Annotated in this window: 26 protein-coding genes; 7 read left to right on the forward strand and 19 right to left on the reverse strand. The window is 60.5% G+C overall.

Going from position 1 to position 26,033, the window contains the following annotated elements; all coding sequences use genetic code 11:
* Positions 1–97 precede the first annotated feature (97 nt).
* A complete protein-coding gene (locus G5134_RS13550; RefSeq protein ID WP_065017779.1) occupies positions 98–3,199 on the reverse strand; it encodes an MGH1-like glycoside hydrolase domain-containing protein in 3,102 nt (1,033 codons plus the stop codon).
* A gap of 517 nt (positions 3,200–3,716) precedes the next feature.
* Here G5134_RS13550 and G5134_RS13555 point away from each other — a divergent pair.
* A complete protein-coding gene (locus tag G5134_RS13555; protein WP_065017654.1) occupies positions 3,717–4,646 on the forward strand; it encodes a LysR family transcriptional regulator in 930 nt (309 codons plus the stop codon).
* A 106-nt stretch (positions 4,647–4,752) separates the two neighbouring features.
* Here the strand turns inward: G5134_RS13555 and G5134_RS13560 are convergent, their stop codons facing one another.
* Positions 4,753–6,159, reverse strand: coding sequence for a DEAD/DEAH box helicase (locus G5134_RS13560; RefSeq protein ID WP_065017655.1), 1,407 nt, complete (start codon positions 6,157–6,159; stop codon positions 4,753–4,755).
* Between the two features lie 323 nt (positions 6,160–6,482).
* On the opposite strand from G5134_RS13560, the gene G5134_RS13565 reads away from it, so the two are divergent.
* Positions 6,483–7,304, forward strand: a complete 822-nt coding sequence (locus G5134_RS13565; protein WP_065017656.1) for a substrate-binding periplasmic protein — start codon at positions 6,483–6,485, stop codon at positions 7,302–7,304.
* A gap of 87 nt (positions 7,305–7,391) precedes the next feature.
* Here G5134_RS13565 and aroC read toward each other — a convergent pair whose 3' ends face one another.
* Both aroC and prmB read right to left on the reverse strand, forming a co-directional pair.
* The gene (aroC, locus tag G5134_RS13570) at positions 7,392–8,480 is read right to left on the reverse strand and encodes a chorismate synthase (RefSeq protein WP_005300590.1); all 1,089 of its coding nucleotides are present in this window, start codon (positions 8,478–8,480) and stop codon (positions 7,392–7,394) included.
* A gap of 12 nt (positions 8,481–8,492) precedes the next feature.
* Entirely contained in the window at positions 8,493–9,428 is a 936-nt protein-coding gene (gene prmB / locus G5134_RS13575; protein WP_005300587.1) for a 50S ribosomal protein L3 N(5)-glutamine methyltransferase, read from the reverse strand.
* A gap of 65 nt (positions 9,429–9,493) precedes the next feature.
* Here prmB and smrB point away from each other — a divergent pair, with 65 nt between their 5' ends.
* Positions 9,494–10,018, forward strand: coding sequence for an endonuclease SmrB (gene smrB / locus G5134_RS13580; protein WP_005300583.1), 525 nt, complete (start codon positions 9,494–9,496; stop codon positions 10,016–10,018).
* Positions 10,019–10,130: 112 nt separating this feature from the next.
* Here smrB and G5134_RS13585 read toward each other — a convergent pair whose 3' ends face one another.
* Entirely contained in the window at positions 10,131–10,541 is a 411-nt protein-coding gene (locus tag G5134_RS13585; RefSeq protein ID WP_065017657.1) for an SRPBCC family protein, read from the reverse strand.
* A 211-nt stretch (positions 10,542–10,752) separates the two neighbouring features.
* Between G5134_RS13585 and G5134_RS13590 the strand changes: the two genes are divergently transcribed.
* Positions 10,753–12,048, forward strand: a complete 1,296-nt coding sequence (locus G5134_RS13590) for a sensor domain-containing diguanylate cyclase (RefSeq protein ID WP_065017658.1) — start codon at positions 10,753–10,755, stop codon at positions 12,046–12,048.
* Positions 12,049–12,095: 47 nt separating this feature from the next.
* Here the strand turns inward: G5134_RS13590 and G5134_RS13595 are convergent, their stop codons facing one another.
* The 5 genes from G5134_RS13595 to G5134_RS13615 form a co-directional block, all read right to left on the reverse strand.
* Positions 12,096–12,725 (reverse strand): histidine phosphatase family protein, encoded by a 630-nt coding sequence (locus tag G5134_RS13595; RefSeq protein WP_065017659.1) that lies wholly within the window; start codon positions 12,723–12,725, stop codon positions 12,096–12,098.
* Positions 12,726–12,774: 49 nt separating this feature from the next.
* A complete protein-coding gene (locus G5134_RS13600; RefSeq protein WP_065017660.1) occupies positions 12,775–13,173 on the reverse strand; it encodes a GFA family protein in 399 nt (132 codons plus the stop codon).
* Between the two features lie 112 nt (positions 13,174–13,285).
* Entirely contained in the window at positions 13,286–13,438 is a 153-nt protein-coding gene (locus G5134_RS13605; protein ID WP_065017661.1) for a glyoxalase, read from the reverse strand.
* 455 nt (positions 13,439–13,893) lie between these two features.
* Positions 13,894–15,342, reverse strand: coding sequence for a chitinase (locus G5134_RS13610; protein ID WP_082970030.1), 1,449 nt, complete (start codon positions 15,340–15,342; stop codon positions 13,894–13,896).
* A gap of 314 nt (positions 15,343–15,656) precedes the next feature.
* Positions 15,657–16,886, reverse strand: coding sequence for a methyltransferase (locus G5134_RS13615; protein ID WP_065017662.1), 1,230 nt, complete (start codon positions 16,884–16,886; stop codon positions 15,657–15,659).
* A 237-nt stretch (positions 16,887–17,123) separates the two neighbouring features.
* Here G5134_RS13615 and G5134_RS13620 point away from each other — a divergent pair, with 237 nt between their 5' ends.
* Entirely contained in the window at positions 17,124–17,702 is a 579-nt protein-coding gene (locus G5134_RS13620; RefSeq protein WP_065017663.1) for a PhnA domain-containing protein, read from the forward strand.
* Between the two features lie 529 nt (positions 17,703–18,231).
* On the forward strand, positions 18,232–19,509 hold the full coding sequence (locus tag G5134_RS13625) for an esterase/lipase family protein (RefSeq protein ID WP_065017664.1): 1,278 nt from the start codon (positions 18,232–18,234) through the stop codon (positions 19,507–19,509).
* A 72-nt stretch (positions 19,510–19,581) separates the two neighbouring features.
* Here G5134_RS13625 and G5134_RS13630 read toward each other — a convergent pair whose 3' ends face one another.
* Positions 19,582–20,469, reverse strand: coding sequence for a PhzF family phenazine biosynthesis protein (locus G5134_RS13630; protein WP_065017665.1), 888 nt, complete (start codon positions 20,467–20,469; stop codon positions 19,582–19,584).
* 199 nt (positions 20,470–20,668) lie between these two features.
* Between G5134_RS13630 and G5134_RS13635 the strand changes: the two genes are divergently transcribed.
* Positions 20,669–20,872, forward strand: coding sequence for a hypothetical protein (locus G5134_RS13635; RefSeq protein ID WP_065017666.1), 204 nt, complete (start codon positions 20,669–20,671; stop codon positions 20,870–20,872).
* A gap of 61 nt (positions 20,873–20,933) precedes the next feature.
* On the opposite strand, the gene G5134_RS13640 is transcribed toward G5134_RS13635, so the two are convergent.
* The 8 genes from G5134_RS13640 to G5134_RS13675 all read right to left on the reverse strand — a co-directional run bounded on the left by G5134_RS13640 (position 20,934) and on the right by G5134_RS13675 (position 25,902).
* The gene (locus tag G5134_RS13640; RefSeq protein WP_065017667.1) at positions 20,934–21,764 is read right to left on the reverse strand and encodes a hypothetical protein; all 831 of its coding nucleotides are present in this window, start codon (positions 21,762–21,764) and stop codon (positions 20,934–20,936) included.
* A gap of 98 nt (positions 21,765–21,862) precedes the next feature.
* Complete coding sequence (locus tag G5134_RS13645) at positions 21,863–22,348, reverse strand: GNAT family N-acetyltransferase (protein ID WP_065017668.1); 486 nt, start codon at positions 22,346–22,348, stop codon at positions 21,863–21,865.
* 65 nt (positions 22,349–22,413) lie between these two features.
* The gene (locus tag G5134_RS13650) at positions 22,414–23,025 is read right to left on the reverse strand and encodes a DJ-1/PfpI family protein (protein ID WP_065017669.1); all 612 of its coding nucleotides are present in this window, start codon (positions 23,023–23,025) and stop codon (positions 22,414–22,416) included.
* Positions 23,026–23,089: 64 nt separating this feature from the next.
* The gene (gene def, locus G5134_RS13655) at positions 23,090–23,590 is read right to left on the reverse strand and encodes a peptide deformylase (RefSeq protein WP_065017670.1); all 501 of its coding nucleotides are present in this window, start codon (positions 23,588–23,590) and stop codon (positions 23,090–23,092) included.
* Positions 23,591–23,602: 12 nt separating this feature from the next.
* The gene (locus G5134_RS13660) at positions 23,603–24,073 is read right to left on the reverse strand and encodes a GNAT family N-acetyltransferase (RefSeq protein WP_065017671.1); all 471 of its coding nucleotides are present in this window, start codon (positions 24,071–24,073) and stop codon (positions 23,603–23,605) included.
* 288 nt (positions 24,074–24,361) lie between these two features.
* Complete coding sequence (locus G5134_RS13665; protein WP_065017672.1) at positions 24,362–24,673, reverse strand: putative quinol monooxygenase; 312 nt, start codon at positions 24,671–24,673, stop codon at positions 24,362–24,364.
* Between the two features lie 253 nt (positions 24,674–24,926).
* Complete coding sequence (locus tag G5134_RS13670) at positions 24,927–25,412, reverse strand: GNAT family N-acetyltransferase (RefSeq protein ID WP_065017673.1); 486 nt, start codon at positions 25,410–25,412, stop codon at positions 24,927–24,929.
* Positions 25,413–25,428: 16 nt separating this feature from the next.
* Positions 25,429–25,902 carry a cupin domain-containing protein gene (locus G5134_RS13675; protein WP_065017674.1) on the reverse strand — a complete coding sequence of 158 codons (474 nt, stop codon included), beginning with the start codon at positions 25,900–25,902 and terminating at the stop codon, positions 25,429–25,431.
* Positions 25,903–26,033: the final 131 nt, after the last annotated feature.

Genomic DNA, 26,033 nt, shown 5'->3' on the forward strand with positions numbered 1-26,033 from the left:
ACCAATACAGAAAAGCCCTGCCAGAGTGGCAGGGCTTTTTGCACTCTTCAGCGGGACAAGTTGCGGGCCACAAGCCCGGCTTGTCCGCTGAGTTGGCTTAACGAGCCGAGACAGTGATGCTGGCCAGATCGATCAGGTTGACCGGCCCGCCCCGCCCGCCGGCATCGTTGTAGGTATCGTTCGCCTTCAGATAGCTCATGTTATAGAAGTCGCTCACCAGGATGTCGTACTGCCCTGCCGGCACGTTAACGATGACAGGGGTCGAGTCTCGCAGCGGTTTGATCTCTCCCTCCTTCATCACATGGGGCATCTGCACAGTGCCGCCTGCGACCACCTGGCCCTTGCTGAGCACGGATATCCGCTTCACCCCGTTGGTCACCCCCAGATTGATGGCGTGCTGGGCATTGCTGTACTGCAGGCGAATGGCACGCTGACCATCCAGTGTGACATTGCGCACCAGGACAGTATCCTCCGGGCGGCCCCAATCTTTCAGATAGGGCATGGAGATGGCCGCATCGGCCGCCGTGAGGGTGCCGGTATGCGACACCGTGACAGCATCGACCGCGATGCGCCGGGTCTCTGGCTGGTAGCACACCGGCTTGGCATGATGGGAGCGGTTACCGGACTCGGGATAGATGGCCTCCGCGCTGTAGCAATAGGCCATGCCAGGTTGCAGCCGCAGGTCGTCGACCCACTCCCCCGCCGTCTCGAGTCCCTTGGCGACCAGCTTGCCATCGCGATACAGGTTGTAACTGAGCGCCCCTTTATTGACGCTGTCCTGCCATGTGACGACCAGCTTGCCACCTTGCTCGGTCACTCCCAGCAGGGTGGGCTCGGTCGGTGCGAATACCTTGCGGTTTTCCACATCCAGCGGTGCCACGTCCTCGATCAGGCGGATCCCCTGTTCATCGGCGATGCCGGCCCCCAACTGGACCTCGATCTGGTTGTTGGCAGCCAGCATATCCTCGCTGATCAACTCCCCCACGGGGGCACCGTTGAGCATGATGCCGCGCACCGGGTAGTAACTGCCCTCCTCCCCGACATCCGGAAGCAGCAGCTTGATCTCGATCTGCTTGCCACGGTAATTCAGCCCCTTGAGCACGGCCTCGGGTCTGGCGCCCATCAGCCTGTGCAGGTGACTAGTGACAAAGGGCAAGACACGGATCCCCTGCTCTTCCACGTTGTAGCCAAACAGGGTGTTGGTCACCATGCCGAGATAGCCACCAACGGACCAGAGCTGGCGCTGGGAGTTGATGACAGGCCCCGTCAAGTCGGGTTGAGCCAGATCCATCAGAGAGGGTTGGCCCGAGAGCCACTCCAGATTCTCCATGTTGGAGAGGTTGAGCGCGGCCCCGCGCATCATGGAGTCGACATGGCGATCGGCCACGGCCACGTTCTGCACCCTGGCCGCCGCCTTCAGCCCGTAAGCGGAGACAAAGGGCCAGATGGCACGGTTATGGTAGACCGGCATATCGGGCTGCTGCGGGAAATAGACAGGGGCACCATAAGGCCCAATGGGATAGCGGCTGACGATCTCCCTGGCCTGCGCCTCATCGGCAATGCCCGCCAGAATGGCAAGGGACTCCCCCAGCAGATCGAACTTGTAGGCCGGGCTCGGATCCGTGGCGGTATTGATCAGGCTGGCATACATCTTCTCATCTACCAGCCAGAAGGCCCGATTGATGGCCTGCTTGAGCGCGGCGGCCCATTGGCTGTAGCGAGTCACCAGTTCATCCTGGCCCAGCTCGGCGGCCAGGTGTGCTGCCAGCATCAGACCCTGGTAGTGGAGGACATTGGTGGAGAGGGATTTGCTCATGCCGATGTGGGCAATATCGGTCTTGATCCACTTGGCATAGGTCTGGTCACGCCAGTCGAGGAAGGATTGTTCCCCGCCATAGAGGCCATCGCCATTATCGAAGGCCGCCAGGCGATCGCTCTCAATGGTATTGCGCAGCCCCTCAAACGCCTCGGGCAGGAAGGCGCTGCGTTCCTCGGTCGGCAATGCTGCCAACACCTGCTCGGCCGCCAGCGCCCACCCCATGCGATCGGTGCTGATGGGCCAGCTGCCCCCCGTGCCCGTATCCTGAATGATCTGGCGCCCCTGCGGGATCAGGCCGTCGAGACCCTGCTTCAGCTCGGTTCTGAAATCGGAGAGTTTGAACTGCAGGGAGTTACGCGCCCGCTGCGGATCCAGCACCCCCAGCCCCAGATCGGTGGCGTAAGAGAGATCCCGCGTCCAGACATAATGCCACTTGGCTCCCGTTTCGAAGCAGTCGCAGGGGATCGCCTGACCGCCGCCGTAACTGCCATCCTTGACCTGGGACACGCTGTTTTGCCGCATCTCGTGTGTCGCCAGCGTAAACAAGGCGTCAAACACCATGTTGCCCGAGCGTAGCCGGGGCAGATCGGCCTGCTCCTGATAGGTGGTGAAGCTATCCCCCGGATCCCGCAGCTCCTGGGTCGTCGACTGGGCATAGCTGCGATAGTCGGCCTCGGCCTGCTTGACCGAGAAGGTGGCAACCTCCTTGACCCCGGGTATATGGGTCTGGTATTCCCGCTTCTCGATAAGCTCATGCCCCTCATGAGGATTGATCAAGCGCAGATCCTCGTCCGTCGCGGCACTGATCAGCAACACAGGGGCCTTTTCATCCTCACTGGCATCGAGGACAAACTTGTAATATCCCGCCTGTGACACCGACAGGGATGCCAGCTGGCAACTGCTGTCACAGCGCTGCATCCTGGCGGGATCATTCAATGACAGGGTGCCGCTGGCACCAAAGCCGATCCCGTCCTGGGCAGAGGCCATCTTAATCTTGTGCTCCCCAGGAGCCAGCCTGGCCACCACCACATAGCGTTTGTCGCCCTGGTAGATCATCTGCAAGAGCGGTTCGAGATTGCCGTCTATGCCCTTCAGGTAGAGGTTTTCAGCGTAATTGGGGTCATCACGCACCATGGTAAATTCGACGACGGGGGCCGCCAGATCGGCATTGGTCACCTTGACCTGAATATCGAGCAGCCCTTTTTCGGTCACCACCAGGCGATTGTTCTGTCCGTTATTCTGGTAGTACATGGGATAGCGCTGTTCGGGGAAGATGCTGGTCTCGTTGCGGCTATCGGCAGAAAAGTCCGGATATTTCGTCCATTCGGGGCCCGCGACCTTGAACGGTGACATGCCTGAATTCATCTTCAGGTTGTCCAGTCGATATATTCCATCTTTGAAGACCAGTTTGAACTTCTCTTCACGATCCCAACCGCTGAACTCCCCGACCAGATAGAGATCAAAATCCCAGGGAGCTTTCGCCTCAATAGTATTATTACTTGCAGATGAACTATTATCATTACAACCGGACAAGAGCATTCCGCCGCACAACAATGACACGGATAAAGCCAATGGATGGATTTTCATATATTCCCTTCGTTACTTTATTTATTATTTCGTTATTCTAATGACAGCCATAAGCTGTATTTTATAGCCTACACCAGCAGGCCTTGAAAAACACATAGACGACCATAATGACGGGATAGCCATCATCTATAACCAGGCTTCATTACGTGATCCCATTCACAAAATAAACTCGGTTACCGGTCAACTCGAATAGAAAACAACGTGAGGAGACACACACAAAAACTGTTGCGGCGACACGGAGGCGATTGACAGTCACCCATGCTTGCACTAGCGTGGCGCTCCGCCTGATCCTGAACGTACGTTATTTCCCGTGGACAAACACCTCAGACAATTCATTGAAGTCGCGACCCACAAAAGCGTGAGTCTCGCCGCCAGGCACATGGGGCTGAGCCAGCCAACGCTGACCCACAACATGAAGAAACTGGAAGAGAGTCTGGGTACGCCCCTGCTCATCAGACAGGCTGGCGGTGTGGCGCTGACGGCAGCCGGCGAGTTGTTGCTGACCCAGGCCCGCATGATGCAACGGATCTACGATGACACCCTCAGACGACTCGCCATCCTGCGCGAGCGAGCAGCCCAGCCCCTGAGAGTGGGGACCGGCCACGCCTGGTGGCAGCATGTGCTGCAACCTGTCACCCTGCATTACCGCGCAGCCAACCCGTCTTGCGCCATCAATATCGAAGTTGGTAATCATCTACGACTGCTGGACTTGCTCCTGGGCAATCATATCGACCTGTTCTTGGGACATGAAATCCATGGTCTGGATAAACATTACAGCCTGATATTCATCCCGCTCTTTACCGCCAGCGATGCCGTGTTTGTCAGAGCTGGACATCCCCTCTCAGGGAAAATTTGCAGCAAGCAGGAGCTGGTTTATTACCCCAGCCTGTTGATTACCACGGATGAACCTAAATATCTTCATCTGGTCGAGGATATGGCAATCAAAAAGCAAGAGCATGAAGAGATGCAGCTCAATGACAAAATCATTTACAGCTCCAATTCGTTGATGGCTGCCATCGATTTGGTGAATACCAGCAATGCGGTCATGCCGTATCCAGGCAGCATGGGAGAATACTTCTCAAAATTCGGTATCGTCCCACTCGAGATGGCTGAGGAATATAATAGAGGCACGGTTGGCATCTATATTTCCCGTGAGAAAATGGATGAACCGAATATTCAAACGCTATGTCAACAGATCCAGACGCAGGTCGGCAAGCGTCGCCATTTGCTTGCAGCCTGAGCCACCTTTTTTCATCCTGCTGCAAACCGCAGGCACAAAAAACCCCGCCAACTTGGCAGGGTTTTCTATTCAACCGTTGAGCGTGGGAGAGAAGCTCCCTAACCGCTTACTGGTTATGGGTAGAACGGCGCGGACGACGAGCCTGGGCCGATTTGCCGGCACCATCGGCCGGACGCTGGCCGCCCTGGGGCTTGGGCTTGCCGCCGTTGCCAGTGCGATTGCCACCACCGTTACCACCGGCGCCATTGCCGGAGCGACCGGCGCCCTGACGCTGGCCCTGGCCTTGCGGGCGCGGCGCACGGCGCTGCTCGCTCGGATCGCGCGGCTCTTTGCGCAGCGGCGCACCGATGCCACGGGCGATGTTGTCGAGCGTCTCGCGGGAGGCTTCGAAGCCCGCCACCTGCTCGCAGGGGATGCTCTGCTTGGTCAGCCGCTCGATGGCCTTGATGAGCTTGCCCTCGTCTGCCGCCACTAGGGAGATGGCGTGACCGGCGGCGCCGGCACGGCCGGTACGGCCGATACGGTGCACGTAATCTTCCGCCACGTTCGGCAGCTCGAAGTTCACTACTTGGGGCAGCTTGTCGATGTCGAGGCCGCGGGCAGCGATGTCGGTCGCCACCATGACGCGCACGCTGCCATCCTTGAAGCCGGACAGGGCGCGGGTACGAGCCCCCTGGCTCTTGTTGCCGTGGATGGCGGCGGCGCTGATGCCGTCTTTCTCAAGCTTCTCGGCAACCCGGTTGGCGATGTGTTTGGTACGGGTAAACACCAGCACCTGCTGCCAGTTGTTGCTGGAGATGAGGTGGCTCAGCAGGGCAATCTTGTTGGCCTTGTCGCACGGGTGCACCAGCTGCTCGATGCGCTCGGCGGTGCTGTTGCGCGGGGTCACTTCGATCACCGCCGGGTTGTCCAGGAGGCCAGTGGCCAACTCGCGAATTTCGTCGGCGAAGGTGGCGGAGAAGAGCAGGTTCTGACGCTTTTTCGGCAACAGAGCCAGGATGCGGCGGATGTCGCGGATAAAGCCCATGTCTAGCATGCGGTCCGCTTCGTCCAGCACCAGGATCTCGACTTCGTCGAACTTGACGGCGTTCTGGTTGTAAAGGTCCATCAGACGGCCCGGGCAGGCCACCAGCACGTCCAGACCACGGCGAGTCGCCATCATCTGCGGGTTGATGCTCACGCCGCCAAATACCACGTGGCTGCGGATCGGCAGGTGCTTGCCGTAGTTGCGCACGCTCTCACCCACCTGGGCGGCCAGCTCGCGGGTCGGGGTCAGCACCAGGGCACGGATGCGGTTCGGGGAGACCTTGCGCTTGCTCTCGGTCAAGCGTTGCAGCATCGGCAGGGTGAAACCTGCGGTCTTGCCGGTCCCGGTCTGGGCTGCCGCCATCAGATCACGGCCAGCCAGTACCGCCGGGATCGCTTGTTGCTGAATGGGAGACGGGGTGTCGTAGCCTTGCTCGGCAACGGCACGCAACAAGGGTTCGGCCAGACCGAGGGAAGTAAAACTCATAGTTACCTGCTAGGGATAGGGGCGCCGGGGATCCGTGATGGGGCTCCTCTGCTGAGCCGATGCCATCTCGCCAGATCCGGGCCTGTTGAGAACACAACGATTTCCCCGGGGAGCAGAGCAAAGGGGAAAGAATAGGGGCGCAGTCTAACGGAGTTATTGAGGAGAAACGAGAAAAATGTGATGTTCCTCCCAGCATGTTTGCCAAAAGCCGGTCACCGTCCCGCCGAGAAAAGCCGTTCAAGAACTCATTCGAATCAGGCTATGCTTGATGCCAGACCATGGCGACGCCGCCGCGGCGATCTTGCAACAGGAGGTTCAGGTTCATGCGTGTTCATTTTCTGCCTGCCGGCCGCTACTGGCTGTTTCTGCTGATGCTTGCCCTCACTCTGCCGCTGCAGGCCAACACCAGGTTGTCCGTCGCCTGGGGTCACTGGCCTCCGTTCAGCTACATCAATGCCCAGGGGACGCTGGATGGGCTGGACGTGAGCCTGACCCGCCAGATCCTGGCCCAGGCGGGGCTCACGCCCCGCTTTCGCAACCTGCCCTGGGCACGGGCCCTTCATCTTATAGAGCAGCAGCAACTCGATCTCGCCATGGGGGCGCTCGATACGCCGGAGCGGCGCGCCTTTGCCCGTTTCTCGGCCCCCTATCGGCGCAGCACCTTCGTGCTGCTGAGCAGCGATCCCATTCCGGGCCAGCGTGAACCCTGGCAGGATGTGCAGAGCCTGCAGGGGCTCTGCCAGCAAAGCCAGCTGCGCCTTGGCAAGCTGCGCGGCACCCGGCCGACCCAGCTGATGGCATCCTGCCCGGCCTTGAAACAGGCGAGTGAATACAACAGCGACGATCGGCTGATCGATCTGCTGCTGGCCCGCCGCCTCGACGGCATCATCGTCGAGTGGCAATACGCCCGTTACCGGTTGCAGCAGTTGGGGGCCGACGGTTTTATCCACTGCCAGCTGCTGCTCCACCACCAGCCGGTCAGCCTGATGTTTGCCAACAGCGCCATCGATGACGACACCCTGGCCCGGGTCGATGCGGCGATCGCCAACCTGCCGCCGGCAAGCGGCAACCCGACCCCGCCCACCTGCCGGCTCGACAACACGGCAGCTGACACGCCCCCCGGCCCACTCGCCAAGAATGGGTGAATGGCCATCAAAAAGGCGACCCTGAGGTCGCCTTTTCATTGTGTCTGCGGTAGCGCCACTCGATCAGCCGAGTGGTGAACAGGCCGATCAGCGCAGCTGCGGAGTATGCGTCAGCACACCCTGGTTCTGGGCACGGTGGCGCAGCAGGTGATCCATCAACACCAGAGCCAGCATCGCCTCGGCGATGGGCACGGCGCGAATGCCGACGCAAGGATCGTGGCGACCCTTGGTGATCATCTCGATGGCCTCGCCTTCGGTATTGATCGTTTTGCCCGGCACCGTGATGCTGGAGGTGGGCTTTAAGCCTAAGCTCACCACGATATCCTGACCCGACGAGATGCCGCCCAGAATGCCGCCCGCATGGTTGCTGGCAAAGCCGGCCGGGGTCATCTCGTCACGATGCTCGGAGCCTTTTTGCTCCACCACCGCGAACCCGTCACCGATCTCCACCCCTTTCACCGCATTGATGCCCATCATGGCGTGGGCGATGTCGGCGTCGAGGCGATCGAACACCGGCTCACCCAAGCCCACCGGCACATTGCTGGCGATGACCTGCACCTTGGCGCCGATACTGTTGCCCTCTTTCTTCAGGTCGCGCATGTATTGATCGAGCGCTTCCAGCTTGCCCGCATCGGGGAAGAAGAAGGGATTCTGCTCGATCTGCGCGGCGTCGAAGGCTTCAGCCTTGATGGGGCCGAGCTGGGAGAGAAAGCCGGTGATCTCGATGCCGTGCACCTGTTTCAGGTACTTCTTGGCAATGGCCCCCGCCGCCACCCGCATGGCGGTTTCACGGGCGGAGGAGCGACCGCCGCCACGATAGTCGCGCTGGCCGTACTTCTGGTGATAGGTGTAATCGGCGTGGCCCGGACGGAACAAGTCCTTGATGTCGGAGTAGTCCTTGGAGCGCTGATCGGTGTTCTCGATCAAGAGCCCGATGGAGGTGCCTGTGGTCTTGCCCTCGAACACCCCGGAGAGGATCTTCACCTCGTCCGGCTCGCGGCGTGGCGTGGTGTAGCGGGAAGTGCCGGGCTTGCGCCGGTCCAGATCCCCCTGCAGATCCGCTTCGCTTATCTCCAGCCCCGGCGGGCAGCCGTCGACCACGGCGCCCAACGCCAGGCCGTGGCTCTCGCCGAAGGTGGTAACCCGAAAGAGTTGGCCGAAACTGTTCCCTGCCATGCTTGCTCCTGCTTAGCTCTTGTAAATCGCGAAATGGTCCTGGTACTGCACCAGCTCGGCACGGGTCATCACGAACACGCCGTGACCGCCGTTCTCGAACTCCACCCAGGTGAAGGGCACGTCAGGGAACTGGGCTTCCAGATGGATCATGCTGTTGCCCACCTCAACCACCAGCACACCATCGTCTTTCAGGAAATCGGCGGCATTGGCCAGCAGACGCTTGGTGAGCTTGAGGCCGTCGGAGCCGGAGGCCAGCGCCAGCTCGGGTTCGTGGCGAAACTCGTCCGGCAGATCCGACATGTCTTCGGAGTCCACGTAGGGCGGGTTGGAGACGATGAGATCGTACTTGTCGCCGACCGGCAGATCGCGGAACAGATCGGAGCGGATTGGAATGACCTGCTGCTCCAAGCCGTGATCGTTGATGTTGCGCTCGGCCACGTTGAGGGCATCGACACTGATGTCGATGGCATCCACTTCCGCTTCCGGGAACTCGTGGGCCATGATGATGGCGATGCAGCCGGAGCCGGTGCACAAGTCCATGATCCGGGTCGGTTCGTCTTTCAGGAAGGGGGCGAAGCGGTTGGCCACCATCTCGGCGATGGGGGAGCGGGGAATGAGCACCCGCTCGTCCACGTAGAACTCCCAACCGGCATACCAGGCCTTGTTGGTCAGGTAGGGGGCGGGAATGCGCTCCTGCACGCGGCGGATGATGAGCTCGGCGATGCGGTGCCGTTCGCTGGTGGTCAGGCGGGAGTGGCGCATGGCCGGATCCACGTCCGGCGGCAGATGTAGCGCGGGCAGTACCAGCTGCACGGCCTCATCCCAGGCGTTGTCGGTACCATGTCCGTAGAAGATCCCGGCGTCGTTGAAACGACTCATGGCCCAGCGCAACATGTCCTGGATGGTGTGCATCTCGGCAACCACCTCATCGATAAATATCTTGTCCAAATCCACCTCCAAGTCGAGTAATATCCGGCCCGAGAATTCTATACAGCGAGCAAGACGAGTACCTGATGAAAAAAACGCCCTCACCGACAGACGAGGAAACCCTGCTGTTCCGCGATGCGATAAAAGGTACCCGGAAAATCAAGCAAGATACCATAAGGGCCGAGTTACGCCCGGTCAAGCAGAAACGCGAAATGCGTGAGAGCCGCGAATCCCTTGGGGTTGACCACTATTTCAGCGATGAATACCAGCCCCATCTGGAAGAGGATGGACCGACCCGTTACGTACGCGACGACGTGTCGAAATTCGAGCTCAAAAAGCTCAAGCGCGGCAGCTATCCGCCGGAGATCTACCTGGACCTGCACGGCATGAACCAGCAGCAGGCCAAACAGGAGCTGGCAGCCCTGCTCACCCTCTGCCGACGCGAGAACATTCACGTCGCCTCGGTGATGCACGGCATCGGCAAACACATCCTCAAGCAGCGCATCCCGAGCTGGCTGGCCCAGCATCCCAATGTGCAGGCGTTCCATCAGGCCCCCCGCGAGTGGGGCGGTGACAGCGCCATCCTGGTGCTGCTGGATATCGAGGAGTAACGCCTTCGCGCCACCCGCCGGCAACGCCAGCGGTATGAGCCCCGCAATCAGGGCGCAATAAAAAACTACCGACGTCTGGCGGTGGTTTTTTATTGGTACTGGCACCTCTCCCCTAGCCTGCCGCCTCCACGTAGCGCTTGAAGTTGTCGAGGATCCCCTGCCAGCCCGCCTGTTGCTGGGCCGGGGTGTGGCTCGACTCGGCATCAAAGGTCTCCTGCACCCGGGTGCCGCCCGCCTCGCTCGCAAACCGCACATCCACCTCGCGCCCGTCATCCATCAAGAACGAGAGGCGGGTCGGCGCCTCCACCCGGGTAAAGGTGCCGGTGAAATCAAAACCGGCGCTGCCATCCTTGGCGGCCATGTGATGGCAAAAACGCCCACCCACCACCAGATCGACCCGGCTGCTGGTGGTGTGCCAGTCGCTGGAGGCCGCGTTCCACCTGGCGATGCAGTCCGGATCGTTCCAGGCCCACCAGACCGCCTCTATCTCCTGCTCGATATGTGCCTCGATGCTGATCTTCATCTCGCCCTCCCTGCTTCGTTGCGCTGACCAGACCGCTGCGCCGGATCCGGTGCCGTTTGTAGATGCCCGCAAGTAAAGCCCAATCCGAGCCGACCGGCCAGTTTGCCAGAGCGGGCGCTCTGTGGCCGGCCCCTGCCCGGCTCCCGCCAACCGGGCATCAAAGCGGCCGCACTATACTGAATATCAATATGTTATTCGCCATGGAGGTTGCATGTTCACACAGGGTTCCCACGCCGATATCAAGTCCTCTCTCGATGCCATCGGTGCCGCCGTCGCGGTGTTTTCCCTCGACAAGGACGATCGCTTTACCCTCATCTCCGCCAACGACACCTTTGCCCAGGCCTTTGAGCTGGATGTGCTGGGTTGCATCGGCAAGCGCCTGGGCGAGATGTTTCCCCGCTACATCACCGGCAGCATAGAGCAGCCGATGCACGAGTGTGTGAGCCAGCAGACCGGGCTCGAGAGCGAGTTGCCCATCGATACCCTGTCGCGCACCAGCTGGTGGCGCTTTGTCATCTCCCCCATCATTCCCGAGCAGTCCCGCATCACCCGCATCATGGTCACCGCCATCGACATCACCGCCAAAAAGCAGCTGGAAGAGGCGCTCAAGATGAGCCGCAAGCGCTTCGAGGCGGTGGTCAACTCCGCCTATGACGGCATCATCAGCGTCAGCAGCGAGTCGCGCATCGAACTTATCAACACCGCCGCCTGCGAGATGTTCGGGGTGGACGAAAGCTACCTCGGCAAGCGGCTGGAAACCCTGCTGCCCCAGCGCTTTCGGGCCAACCACGACGGCTATTTCAAGGCGTTCAGCAACTCCCCCATCAACTCGCGCCCCATGCACGCCCGCGCCTCCGTGATGGGGCTGCGCCGCGACGGCAGCGAGTTCCCGCTGGAGGTGACCATCGCCAAGATCAACCTGGGTCAGACCACCGAGATGACCGCCATCCTGCGGGACATCTCGGAGCGGGCCAAGCTGGTGGAGGAGCTCAAGGTGGCGGCCACCACGGATCCCCTCACCGGGATCGCCAACCGGCGCCGCTTCGACGAGCTGGTCAAGCTGGAGATGCAGCGCTGCCAGCGTTTCAATCACACCATGAGCCTGCTGCTGATCGACATCGATCACTTCAAGCAGATCAACGACACCTATGGCCATCAACAGGGCGATCAGGCCATCCTCAGCCTGGTCAGGCGGGTTGCCAAACAGCTGCGGGAGGTGGACATGCTGGGCCGCTGGGGCGGCGAGGAGTTCATCGTATTGCTGCCGGAAACCTCGCTGGAGCTGGCCTGGGCCAGTGCGGAGCGGATCCGCCTCGCCGTCGAATCGCAGCTGCATCAACTGGGCGCAGGCACCGAGGTGCCGCTCACCATCAGCGTCGGCATCAGTGCCAGTCTGGGCCCGCAGGATACGGTGGAGCGCATGGTGCGCCGGGCCGATACCGCCCTCTATCTGGCCAAGAAACAGGGGCGCAACTGCTCAAGGAAGGCGCAGCCAGATTCCCCCTGATAGGCGACGCCAAGCCTGATAGACAATCATCAGGCCTGGCGCCTTCCTCAATTCAAGGTAGCGAGATCATGTTCACTGCCCGGCCGGGCAAAGAAACGCAGCGGCCCGCCAGCGTCGTCACATGCCAGCGACACCTCCAGCAGGGCCCCGTTGGCCAGCTGCCACTCGAAGAAGTCGTCAAATCCCGCCACGGTCAGCGCCCGGATCACCTTGGCCACCACGCCGTGCGCCACCAGCAACACCCGCTCCTGATGGCAACTCTGCGCCAGTTCCGCCAATCCCTGCCCGACCCGGGCAATGACTTCGTCCAGCGATTCGCCGCCGGGTGGCGCCTCGGCCCAGCGCCGGGTGATGTTGCGGGCCCACAGCACAGGGTAGCGCGCCCGCGCCTCTTGTTGGGTCAGCCCCTCGAACACCCCGACATGGCGCTCGCGAAACGCGGGGGCAAGGATTACCGGCAACGCCAGCTCGTCCGCCACCAGGGCCGCGCTTTGCCGTGCCCGCAGCAAGGGAGAGCTCAGCAGCCGCTGAAACGGAGCCTGCGCCAAGGCTAGCGCCCTTGCCTGGGCGCTGATCTGGGCCACGCCGGTGTCGCTCAGACCGATATCCAGCGCCCCCTGATAGCGCTCCTCGGCATTGGCCGGGGTTTGCCCGTGGCGCATCACTACCAATTGCATGGTCTGTTCCTTTGATTGCGACCGATGCTCACGCTACCTCGCCCCATGCTCACGGCTTGGGCGCAAACTGCTCGAACACCTGCTGACCGGTCAGGGTTGGTGTCTCGTTTTTCAGCTCGTAAAAATCGGGCTTCTCGTCGATGAAGATCTGGCTCGCCAATTGGAAAGATTCGTTTTGAAACAGGCCGGCCGGCACTATGTACTCATCCGTTGGCAACAGGTGATAGAAAAGGTGGGTGCCGCAGGTGGGACAAAAGCCCCGTTCCGCCCACTCCGAGGAGCGATAGGCCACCGGGGTGAGTCCGCGAAAGCGCACCTCCTTGCCGCAGTGCACCGCAAACAGCGGGCCGCCCGACCAACGCCGACAGGTGCTGCAGTGGCACAACCCCACCTCCTTATGATCGCCGGCCGAGACCTCAATCCCGCCGCACAGACAATGTCCCTTCATCACTCCTCCTTGCGTCTTGTTGTCGCTTGTCGTCGTTGACCTGACCGCTCCATTGCGGCCACTGCCGGATCAGATGAGTACCATGTTGCGCCCTCGTCGGCGACGGTCCCCATCACAAAACCGGCTGCGAGATGACTAACAAAGCCGCCGGCCAGCGCTCCTGCAATGCAATCCGGCTGCCTTCCGGGTCCTGAAATTTGGCCACCTTGATGCCCTCCCCAACCTCTGTCAGCGGGATTTCAACATGCACGGCAATAGTGAACATGGGGTTGCTCCCTGATGTTGACTCATTTACGCATACGCAGTGATGCCTTATGACGGGATGGCGGCCAATCCTTTTAACTCTTGCATGTGATCGCCCGATAAAATATCGGCTGGGTGAGGCATGCCTGATGGATAAAACAAGGGCCAGTTTAATAAGGCAACACATCATCAATGCTCAGCTGAATAAAATTCAGCTGACGGCCCCCAAGATAAAAAACTGAGTCAGTCCGATATAGATGACTGACTTCCTGCATCAGCATCGGTGACTGTCGGTTATTATCCCCCTCATCGGGCCCTCATATAAGTGATAAGGGCCGGAGTATCGCCCTCTCTTGCCAAATTAAATGCAAGCTCAATTTTTCCATGTCGGATATGGAACAAGGGGGACAATCTGTCCCCCTACTTGGCTGAATAGATGTATCAATCGTCTCGCGAATTGATCCAGGCCGCTTTGCTTTATTTCGCCGGCACCAGCACCCAGGGATCCCCCTTGCCCGGTTCATTGCCCTGGGTCCACCACTTGGCCTGATAGATGGCCCCCTTGTAGCTCACCTGATTGCCCGCGGTATAGACCTTGCTGGCACTCCAGGCAGGTACATCGCCCACCGGGGGATCGGTCGGGTCAACCGGCGCAGGATCCAGCTTGGCTACCACCCGCACCTTGGGCCAGTTGGCGTGGGAGCCGTAGAAGTTGGTCACGCACTTCTCGTAATCTCCTGGCACCAGCGCCGAGTAGGCGGTCTGGAACCCCACCAGCTCACACTCGAACGAGTAGCCACCGGGCCGATCCGGGTAGTATTTCCAGTTGCCGTCCCAGTTGGTGTAGAGCACGTCGGTGGCGCCGTTGAGGTTGAGGCTGCCATAGGGAGTCTGCTGCCAGCAGGTGTTCTTCTCGTCGGTCTTGACCGGGATCTCGTAATGCTTGGCCAGCCCTTCCCAGTAGCGGATGCGGTTGACCGGCTGCCCCTTGTCCTTGTTCTGCTCGCCGCACTCGATGCCGCCGTTGATGACGTTGATGGTGGTGCCAAAGCCGTAGCCGATGCCGGCGGCGATCTCGCGCTGGGAGGGCACCCAGGTGCGGTCAATCACGTGCAACATGGCGGGCTTGGGGGCCTGCGGAGTCAGGAAGAACCAGATGGCGGAGGCGAGGTTGAGCCAGGAGTCCGCCACCAGCCCGGGGTTGTTCAGCAGCACGGACGCATCGCCGTCAAACATCGCCTCGGAGAAGGCGCCGTAGTTGAAATGGTAAGAGAGCTGCTTGGCGCCGCGACCGAAATAACCCTGCCCTGTGCTGCAGGGCCACTTCTTGTTCTGCCAGTCGTTCTGGCCACAGCCGGTGGTGTAGCCGGTCTGCCCCTCCGACCAGCCCATTTCGCGCACGTGCACCAGCGCCTGTTGCCACTCCTCCAGGGCCAGCGGGTTGTCGGAGATATTCTCCTTGGCTATGTGGCCACCGGTCTCCTGGGAAAAATGGGCAAAGGCGGTGATGATGGATTTTTTGCAGATGGCATCGGCATCACGGCCATCGGTATATTCACCGCAAAAAGCCGGGAATTTACCGACCGCCCGCAAGAAGCGTTCGTAGGTATATTCCGGCGCCGCCATCTGGGTTAAATAATCCCAGTCCGATTCGGTGAATACCCGCTCGACCCGTTTGACGTTATCCGGGTTGCTCACTGCCCTCGGTTTGATGGCATCGACAATGGTATTGGAACGTGTCGCCAACGCCTTTGCCCAGATCCCGTACATGGGATTGGCCGTCTTGGATTTTTCAACCGCCGCCAGATCCGGTGCGGAAATCACATATCCACCGGCATTTTGTGGATCGGGTTGAATATTCATGGCATGACTTGGCAATGCGCAGGCAGCCGCAACCAGCCAGGCACAATGTGTAGGCTTGAACATAACAGACAGTCCTTATGTCAGAATAACGTCGGGATAAGAGTCGCCTCGAGAGTAATATTATCAGCCACTAAATTCACGATGAGAATTAAGAATATTATCGGAACTGTGAGCCAATTCACTCTGCCGGTCGGCCGCCATAAAATGCATTGTGGACCGATGTTTTTACGCGGCGGCCGGATATATGTAAATAAACCGAAGAAAAATGAAAAAAGAGCGAAAAAGCCGCTCTTTCAACAAAACAAACGCCACAATCGGCGACATCAGAGTAAACAGCAAGCCGCTGCAACAGACCCCGCACCGACGGGGCCCGCCGCTTATCTTTCTGGCGTTCGCACCGCGCGGATCAGGATATTGCGGGGGGTCATTGGCTTGTCGCAGAATTCCCCCACCTCCACCCGGTAGCCCTGCTCCTGCAGGAAGAGGGCGCGATCCAGCACCAGCCAAAGCTCCAGCGGACGACGAAACAGGTGACGCACCAGCTCCATGCGGGCGACATCGCCATAACGCGCCTCCCCTTTTGCCAGAAACCCGGCGTAGTCGAGGCCGGCCGGCAACAACAGCCCCTTTCGCTCGGCGGCCCAGCCACAGAAATCCTCGAAGGTGCCAGTCAGCAGGCTCTTTTGCATGTTGGGCACCGGCAGATATTCATCCACCCCGCGCACCTGGCGCTGCAGGCAGTCAAAGGCCAGCCGCCAGGCCACCTCCTGCTCCCGCAGGCGAGCGATGCGGGCGCCGCCGGTGACCGTCTCCTGCAGCGGCAACTTCAGATCGCTCTTGGCAAGCTGCAGCACGCTAGCCTTGGCCGGGCCGGAGAGCGGGCGGTAGTGGTTGGTGCGGATCAGGTGATAACAGCAGGGGGAGAGGGTCACCCCCTCGGCACCGCGCGCCGCCACCTGTTCAATCAGATGGGTGTGCAGCTCGCCGCAGGCGTGCAGCGCCATGGCGTGATGGGCCGGGGCAATCAGCTGGGCGGTCTCATCGGCGAAAGCATCGGCACAGACAAATACCATCCGGGCGCCGTCGCGGGCGGCCAGCAGGCGCCCCTCCTCGCACAGTGGCGCCTGCAGCTCCAGGCTCAGCACCTCGGCCTGACGGTGCAGGGAAACCAGCCGCCCCAGGTGGCCCTTGCCTGCACACCACTCCAGATAGGGGCCGCGATGGGCTGGCAGGCAGGCGGTGAAGGCTTCAATCTGGGCCTGCTTGCGCCCCGGCATGTACATCGCCATGGTCCGCTCGCACGGGATGGGCTCGCCCGTCAGGGTCGGCAACGCGCTCAGGGCATGCAACGCTGCGCCTTGCGGGATCCAGGGGGCCAGCAGCTCGCACAGGGCGGGCATGTCGCCATCGAGCCGCTCAATCTCGGTCAGCGACAGGGCATTGAGCCGCTCGGCCAGCGCCGGCGCCGTCTTGGCAAAGGCGAGGTCAAGGTGATGATAGGGTTGATATTGCCACCAGTGCCGGGCTTCGCTCAGCAGTCGATCCAGTTGTTGAAAACGTTGAGCCAGCACGCGCGCCCCTGTTCTGCCGTCAAAATGGAGGCTCATTCTAGCGATCCCGCGCCAAAAAGCACTCTCATCCATGCTGCGCCGGCATGGTTGTGCCACCATCATCGGGCTTCAGCACGGGCAAAGAGAGTCCCTTCGGCCCATTCCTCCGGCCCGCCATAGCCCTGCGGCGGGGCTTAGCCTGACAAAGAGCGGGGTTTTGTGGTATATTCCGCCCCTTCATTATCTTGGCCTGCCCAGCGCGGGCCATTTTACCAACGTGAATGGAACCAAAACATGACCATCAATGCCATCCTGCAAGCGCGCGCGGGCGCCAAGTGTGAACTGTGCGGTGCCGAGCAGGCACTGACTGCCTTCGCGGTCCCCCACTCTCCGGCCAGCGATGATGATCACAGCGTTGCCCTGTGCGACACCTGCCGTGGCCAGCTGGAGCAGCCAGAAACCACAGTGGTCAACCACTGGCGCTGCCTGGGTGACAGCATGTGGAGCCAGGTCCCTGCGGTACAGGTCATGGCGTGGCGCCAGCTGAAAAGCCTCTCCGCCCAGGGCGAGGTGTGGGCCCAGGACATGCTGGACATGATGTACATGGAAGACGAGACCAAAGCCTGGGCCGAAGCGGGCTTGGCCAGTGAGGATGACGACAGCGTACCGACCGTCGACTCCAACGGCGCCGTACTGGTCGAAGGTGACTCAGTGACCCTGATCAAGGATCTGGACGTCAAGGGGGCGGGTTTCACCGCCAAGCGCGGCACCCTGGTGAAGGGCATCCGCCTCACCAACAACCCGCTGCACATCGAGGGCAAGGTCAACGGCGTGCAGATCGTGCTGGTCGCCGCCTACCTGAAAAAGGCCTGATCGACCTCAGCCCTGCTAGCAAGAGCGCCCCACGGGGCGCTTTTTTGTGCCTGCCGATAACACTTCCCCCCCCCCTGTTCTTGCCACGGCCCGTCGCGACACAAGGCCCTACGCCGGCATGCTGCCTGCCGTTATTTTGAGCGAAAGGTTGGTGTCATCAGCTACCCTGTGGCACTCTGGGGGTTAATGGACTGACCTACCCCGACACCGCGAGTGTCATCATTGCAAAAGGAGCACGCCAGATGGCCAAAGTCAGCAAGAAAGAGATCAAGAAGAAGATCGCCACCCGCCTCGAGAAAATTGCCAAACACGAGAGCAAGATCAAGAAGCTGAAGAAAGCCCTGAAATAAGGGCCGGCAGAACAAAAAAACCGCCTGATGGCGGTTTTTTTGTTTGCTGCCTTGCTCGCAAAACACCTCGAGTTGCCAGGTCACTGGCAAACCCGGGGCAAAGGACGCAAGCTGGTTGTCGTGCACGCTGTTCGCGGCCGGGCGGGAGCAGGCCGACAATATCTTCACAGGGGGCTCTCATGACGCAACCAACCGCACCACTACCCGCCACTTCCTGGCATCTTGCGGACATTCGCGAACTGACACGACTGTCCATTCAGGCCCTGCCTGCGACCATACAGCTCACCGAAGCCGTCCATCAGGCGGTCTTGAGCGGCATGGGCTTCAAAGGGCGGGAGGAAGGAAAGACGGCAGGGATCACCGGGCTGGTTTATAAGGGGGTACATGGCGCCGCCAGCGCGTTGGGCAGCGGCCTCCATGCCCTGCTTGCCCGTCTGCCGCCAGCCCCGCCTTTGCAGCACATTCCCGACACGCCCAGCCGCGCCACCCTGCTCGCCACCCTCAATGGCGTGATGGGGGACAAGCTGGTCGAAAGCCACAATGCCCTGGCCACCCCCATGACTCTGCGTTATCTCGGCAAGCCCCTGAGCTGGCAGAGCCTGCCCGCGCAACTGCCCCCTCGCGGGCGGGTGCTGCTGATGGTGCACGGTCTGTGCATGAACGATCTGCAGTGGCAGACACGGCACCAGGATACATCGGCCAATCACGGGGAGATGCTGGCCAAGGCACTGGGTTACGTGCCCATCTATGTGCGCTACAACTCGGGCCTCTCCATCGTGCAGAACGGTCAAGCACTGGCCCGTCAGCTGGAACAACTGGCAACCCACTGGCCCGGTGGCCTTGGCGAGATCAGCGTGTTGGCCTACAGCATGGGCGGGCTGGTGATCCGCAGCGCCTGTCACAACGCCGACATGGCCGCCCTGGCATGGCCGGCTCACCTTAAAAATCTGCTGTTTCTCGGCACGCCCCATCATGGCGCGCCGCTCGAATCAGTGGGCCACTGGCTGGAACGACTGCTGCCAGTGACGGCCTACAGCGAGCCGTTCGTCAGGCTGGCACAGCTGCGCAGCGCCGGCATCAAGGATCTGCGCCACGGCAAGGTGATGGAGCCATGCCCTGCCCTGAGCCCCCTTTCTTCCCCCTTGGCCGATCCTCGTACGCCCTTACCCCTGCCGGGCGGAGTCCGCTGTTTTGCCATTGCGGCCACCACGGCGGCCAAACGCAGTCTGCTGGCAGACCGGTTGATTGGTGATGGTCTGGTGCCCCTGCGCAGTGCCCTTGGCCTGCATGACGAGGCACGCCACCAGTTGGCCTTTCTCCCCGCCCATACCATGATTGCCTATCGCACCAGCCACATGGCGCTGCTCGACAGCCCGCAGGTGGCTCGCCAGCTGCTGCACTGGCTACAGAGCGATCACCAGGAGCAGATCCCGACTGGGGAACATGACCCGCAATAGGCCAAAGCAGCCGTGCAGGTTTCCCTCGACACAACGAAAAAACCGCCTGATGGCGGTTTTTTATTGTCTGGGTTACATCAGGCGGGCGCGGCCAAATACCCGGATTGAACTGCCGGGCTCGGGGGGGATCTCGGCGTGCAGGTGAGATGCCATCCCCATCTCCTCCCCTTGCAAGAGATCGATGATGCCACCGTGGGGCCAGTGCAGGTCCCGCAGGTAACCGGCAAAGGCTGCGGTGGCCGCGCCGGTGGCGGGATCTTCATAGACGCCACCATAGGCAAAGGGGTTGCGGGTATGAAACAGCTGCTCACGGGCGGCGTGAACCAGCAAGATGGTGACCAGCCCCTCTTGCTGCATCAGGGCGCGCCCCGCGGCCATCTCGTAGTGCATGGCCGCCAGGGCCGCGCGGCTGTTTAGGGCCAGCACCAGATGATCGGCGCCACCATGTATAAGTGCCGGCGGAATGCGGGGATCCAGATCTGCCGGGGTATAACCAAACAGCGCCAGCGCGGCGCTCACCAGTTCGGCAGGGGCTGGCTTGCTGCTGGTGGGGGGCGATTGCAGCGCCGCCTGCCACTCCCCTTCCCCATCCAGCCAGCTCGATACCGAAATGGTGGCCTGATTGAGCTGCAACCCATACTCACCGGGGCCAACCCGGCGACCCAGCGCCACCCCAAGGGCAATGGTGGCATGGCCACAAAAAGGCACTTCGGCCAGTGGAGAGAAGTAACGTACCCGCCACTGCGGCGCCGTCGTCCCGGCCGTCCCATCGGCAATGGCGAGCGGCGCGGCAAAGGCCGTCTCCGAAAAACCCACCTCGGCGGCGATGCGCTGCATCTCCTCGGCAGCGGGCAGCTGAGCACCAAGCCAGACCCCGGCCGGATTGCCTCCCGTCTCCCCAGAAGAGAAGGCGGCAATACGCACCAACTCGGGTTTCCACTGTGCTGCTGGCTTTGTCATGACTTGCTCCTGACGATGGCTGATAACCCTGGTCTGCCGACTGTATTTGCACATACCGCAGGCCGCTTTCCATAAGATAGCGAGCCCGCCGTGGCCGGTAAATTAAATGGTATACGGGTGCCGCTTGGGCGCCGCAGAGCCGGGCGGCAGCAACTACCTTTGAGGCGTGTCTGTATAAGGTTCTGCAGTGGAGCACCCTATGTATTCTTACACCCTCACCTTCAAGGAGGAGGTCGACAAGCTGACCGCCCCCGAACATGAGATCAGCCTGCACAGCCCCGCCCAGGCCGGTGACTTCATCATCCTCTCCGATGGCAGCCGTCATCAGGTGATGTTCGTCACCCATCGCGCTCACTACAGCAGCCTCTACCTCAACAAGGGGGTCAGGATGCCGCAGGGCTAATGCCAGCCCGTTGCAGATGACCACCGCACAGGGCCGGGCTGCGCGTTGAACGTTCGGAGTCTCAGAGCACCTTGATCACCGGCTGGTGCATGATGGCGACGTCGTTCTGATAGACCACCAGCTCACCCGGCGGCATGCCCTGCTCCCCCAAAACGGTCACGGCGCACTCGTAGCGGTAAGGGCCGCTGGTGAATAGATAGGTGTGGTTGCCTCCTGTGCCTTCCACCCTGACAGTGCCATTTTTCAGCACCAGGTCCGGCTTGTCGCTGAGCGCCTTGCCCTTGGCCCAGGAGGCATAGCGATAGCGGCCATCCCCCAACCCGTCGATGCGAATGGTAAATTTCTCGGTCTGCCACATCAGCTCGGGGCGTTTGTACTCCCGCAGGCCGGGATAAAGATCGCTTTTCTGTTTGGCGACAAGCTCAGCTTTGCGTTTTGCTGCCTGCGCCGTCTGATGATTGATGCCGATCACCTTGCCATCGAAATCCAGCCATACCTCGCCATTGCCAAGCATGATGCCGCGCCAACCCATGGCCTGCCAATCCTGCCCGGCCCGGGAGCTGGCGATGCTGTTTAAAATGGCGTCATCAAACACCTCGTCGAAACGGGCCAGCATCTCGGCCGGGCTCTTGATGGCAGGGATGGGGTACTCTCGCTTGAAGGGGTACTTGATCTGGCGGGCCAGCGCCTGCTGATCACGCGCCTTGGCGGCATCGATCACCCGCTGCACCAGGGGCTGATACTCGGCGCCGAGCTGCGGCTCCTCGGCGTGGGCCGGCATCATAGCCAGCAGCCAGCCCAGCAGCGACACCAGCACCAGACTCCCCCAGCGAAGCGCCATCTTTCCCGGCGCTTTGCCTTTCCCACCAACAGCCCACTGCACCTTGTTCATCTCATCTCCTTCAGTGGCTTGCAGCCTGTCCTGTTCATATCGTCATTCAGGGTGCGGATGCGCTCCCACCGTCTTCGGCTCAGATCGCTTGCCCAGTTTCAAGCCGGGTCCGGCAACCGGTATTCATAAAAATCTGTCTCGGCATGCTTGGGGTTTGGCCCAAGATATCGCCACCCGCAGCGTCGATAGAAACGCAGCGCACGCAGGTTGAGGCGACTGACCGACAGCACTGCCCGCCGGCAACCGGCCTGCTGCATTGTGTGGGCAACGTGTTGGAGCAGCAATGCGGCCAGGCCCTGTCCGCGCGCCTGCGGCGTCAAATAGATCAGGTGAACGTAGCCGCTATCCGGCTCGGATGAAGAGGTACGAAATTCCAGCTGCCCTACTATCTCGCCACCGCGCCATACATGCAGATAATGCCACTCCCGGCTGGTCAGCCTCGTCGTCATCCGTTCCCGATAGCCCGCCAGGAACGCGTCAAATCCGTCGTCGCGATGGAAGCTGCACACATAGGCGTCCCGGCGCGCTGCCACACAAAACTCATAGTCACGGGCCAGATTGACCCTGTTGAACGCGAGGTTCATTCACCATCCTTGTCATAGCGCTTGCTTGTCATGGTCTGAACCGAGCTCAGGAGCATTGGATGACATCAGTCAAATGCATTCTCAGCATCTCTGATGGTGGAAGATATAAGTTTTTCGAAGATTTCCATTTGTCCGGCAGGAATAAGTTGAGACTGGATCAACCTGCGCTTCTCCGGACCAAAACACCGTTCGGCCACCCAGCCAATCAAATAAACCAAGGAGAGGCAGCCGCCTGCCGTTGCAATATTTCCTTGCACGACCAGGGGAGAGTCTTGAACATCTCCCCCCATCTCCAGCAACCGGGCTTTGGCTGCAGGGTTGGTTGTCAATTTCTTTCCCTTCAGCAAACCCAGTTCATGCAATATGAATGAACCTGCGCATATTGAGCCAATCAGCTGCCGCTGCGGCTCCAGTCGCAACGCGGACATGAACTCATGGTCCTGCAGCGCGGCAGGGATGCCACGCTGCCCGCTGGTGATCAGCACCACATCCTGATCACGGGCTTCCGTCACATGTCCATCCGTCTTTACGTTGATACCCAGTGCAGAGCCGTGCTCCGGTTTGGTTCCCAGTATTTTCACCGACCAGCTATCTTTGCTTCTCCCAAGCAGGTCATACATCAAGAAAAAATCCACATCGGTGAAATCATCAAATAAAACAATACCAACCTTGTACATGGTTACCCCGTCATCCTGTGCAGATAATCAAATGGTTATGTAACGTGCCGCATGAAATATCGCGTCATGTCGCCTTGAAGTGCTTTTTTACCTTCTTCAACGCCATAGTGCGCTTGAGCGGCGAGAGATAATCGAGAAACAGATTTCCCTGCAGGTGATCGATCTCATGCTGCATCACGACGGCCAGGAAATCGCTGCTCTTTACCGTGATCGGGGCGCCATGACGATCCAGCGCCGACACCACCACTGTGCTGTAACGTTCGACGTCGGCGTAATAATCGGGTACGGAGAGACACCCCTCTTGCCCAAACGCCGGTTCACTACCGCTTATCACTTGCGGATTGATCAATACCAGCGGCTGATCCCGTTTTTCCGACAGGTCGATGATGACGATGGCCTCCTTGCGCCCCACTTGCGTGGCGGCGAGACCAATACCATTGTCGGTGGCATAGAGGGTCTCCAGCATGTCATCGACCAAGCCTTGCACGGCCGCAATATCCTCAACCCACTCGGCCTTGACTCTCAACCTGGGGTCGGGAACCGTTAAAATATCCAGCCTTGCCATCAATACGCTCCCTCAATCATGGGCACCCCATGACTCTTCTCTCGTCACCGGCCGGGACAAGGAGACGAACGCCGGCTCCTCCGCCACCACCTGATAACCGAGGCGCCGATAAAACCGCAGCGCCCCCTGATTGACGGTAAAACTCGACAGGGTCACCCGCCCCCTCCCCTCACATGCCGCTTCCCGTTGCAGCCGCGCCATGACGGCAGAACCAAGCTGCCGGCCCTGATGGCGAGGGAAGATGATCAGCAGATGGACGTGCAGCGCATCCTCGTATGGCTTGCAGCAGAGCAGGCCGACTCGCTCGCCCTCTACCAGGATCCACGAAAACCAGTGCGGCTCATATTCGCTGGTCAACCGCGCGCGCTGCATCTCGTCATCCCAGCCAAACACAGCCTCGACATAGGAAAAGATCCCCTCTTTGACGGCCGCAAAGCGCTGTTCACACTCACTTGGCGGGATCCCTGCCAGTGTTATCTCCATTTCATCCCTCTGATCTGTTCTGCGCCATGACGGCCAATCCCCCCATCACAGCCCCCGCGATGGTGACGATGCTGCGGGGTTTGGCCCCAATGTTGATTTTCATTTGGGTATCTTACTAAACAATCTGGAGATGAAAAGGTTGCAGGTACAAACCGGTGGCATAAGTGTGATGAGACGTTCCTCGTCGGAGGATGCAGGAAAGCAAATCAAGGGGAAGATGACGGGGGATAGCGTCCGGTGCGGCACCTGACATGGGAAGAAATCGGGCCAACCGTGGGCCCGATGGGTTTAAGGGAGGCTTACCTCCTCCATAAAAATCAGCCGCAGCGGCTCTGCCAGCAGCGCCTCGGCCTGGGCGGCAAAGGCCTGGAAATAGTCCGTCTGGCAGTGGCTGTCCAGCGCGGCCTGATTGACGAACGCCTCGCGCATGTAGAAGGTGCCCGGCTCGTCCTGCAATTCAAACAGCACGTAATCCAGGTTGCCCGGCTCGCGCCGCGTCGGCGCAATAAGCTTGAGCAGCTCGCGGCGCAGTTGCTCTCTCATGCCAGTGCGAGCCTTCAGCACGGCGATCGACACCCGTTTGTCTGTCTCTTTTTTCATCCATCCTTCTCCGTTTTACATCGTCAACACACTAGAGAGTGCAGCCTAGACAGCTATTTATAGTGCCGGATGCACCCCCATCAGAAGTTGCCCAGTGTAGGCAGGATGGTGGGGACCATATAGGGGGGCAGAATGAACACAGTGTTCACCACGCCGTGCACAGAGGAACAAACGAGCGGGAGGGATCATTGCGCAAAGGGTGTCAACGTGACCCGCTAGGAGGCGGCACGGCTTGCTACCCCCTGGCTAAGGGCTAAGGGTCTGCAGACCAGCGTTCAACGTCAAGGCAATAGGTAGTGAAGGGGTATTCGCCCAGGCGTGTTTTCCTCACCCAGATGGCCCGTCTGGCGAGGGAGCGGTAAGGTGGGCGGGTATCCAGCAGGTGAAAGAGGATCGTCCGATGGCCAAGCTCCCTCGCCCACCCCATCATCTCGTTGAAAATCGCCACGCCGCTTCCCCAGCCGGCCCTAGCGAGCACAATGGCAAGCTCCACCCCCTCGTCATCGGGCTGGATGCCGCACCATCCCACCAGGGTGTCGTCGAGGAAGATGGCGCGCACGCGGCAGCCTGGCCGGGCGTCGACTCCCAGCTTGTACGCCATCCAGTCGCGCACCCCTGCCACATCGAAAAGCGGGTGAGGGATCAGGTGCTTTCGCAGCGTCTCGTCGTTGAGCAGCGGCAGAAAATCCTCGGCCCTGACAACAGAAAAGGGGCTGAACACCATGGAGGTCTCTCTCATTGCGCGAAGAGGCACCCTAGTAGGGGCTGCCATCCTTGTGTCTGGCTGACCAGGCGCCATCGGCCCCCTGTACCAGGGCCAGATCGTCGTCGGGATAGTCGACTGTGTCCCCTGGCAGCCTGTCCCCCACCTCGAGATAGACGGCGTCCACTTCACCGTGGTTGAGCAACTGGTGGGCCAGGCCGCTGCCACCCTTGAAGCCGATGCACTCCCCCGGCGACATCCGGTACTCCTCCTCCCCGTGGCGCAGGGTGGGATTGCCCGAGAGCACATAGACGAACTCGTCCTGCAGGCCGTGATGGTGTTTGAGCGCCGAGATGGCCCCCGGTGCCAGGGTCGTCAGATTGACCCCGAAATTGGCGAGGCCGAAATGATCCCCCAGCCTGCGCCGGGTGCGGTGCTTGACCAGGGAGGCAAAGGGCTCCGGATAAAGGGACTTTGCCTTGTGCTCGGGGATGGCCACTGCCTGAATGGCGCGCTTGTCAGTCATGTTCTGCTCCTCCCTGTGAATAACGTCTCTCTTTATAGCCTGCTCCTTAGCGGCGAAACATGAGCAGGGGATTGAAGGGGTGTCTCACACACCATGCCATGCCCGGTTGCAGCAAACGCCGGTGAAATCCT

This window comes from Aeromonas sp. 600276 (assembly GCF_049175815.1).
Taxonomy (GTDB): Bacteria; Pseudomonadota; Gammaproteobacteria; order Enterobacterales; family Aeromonadaceae; genus Aeromonas; species Aeromonas dhakensis.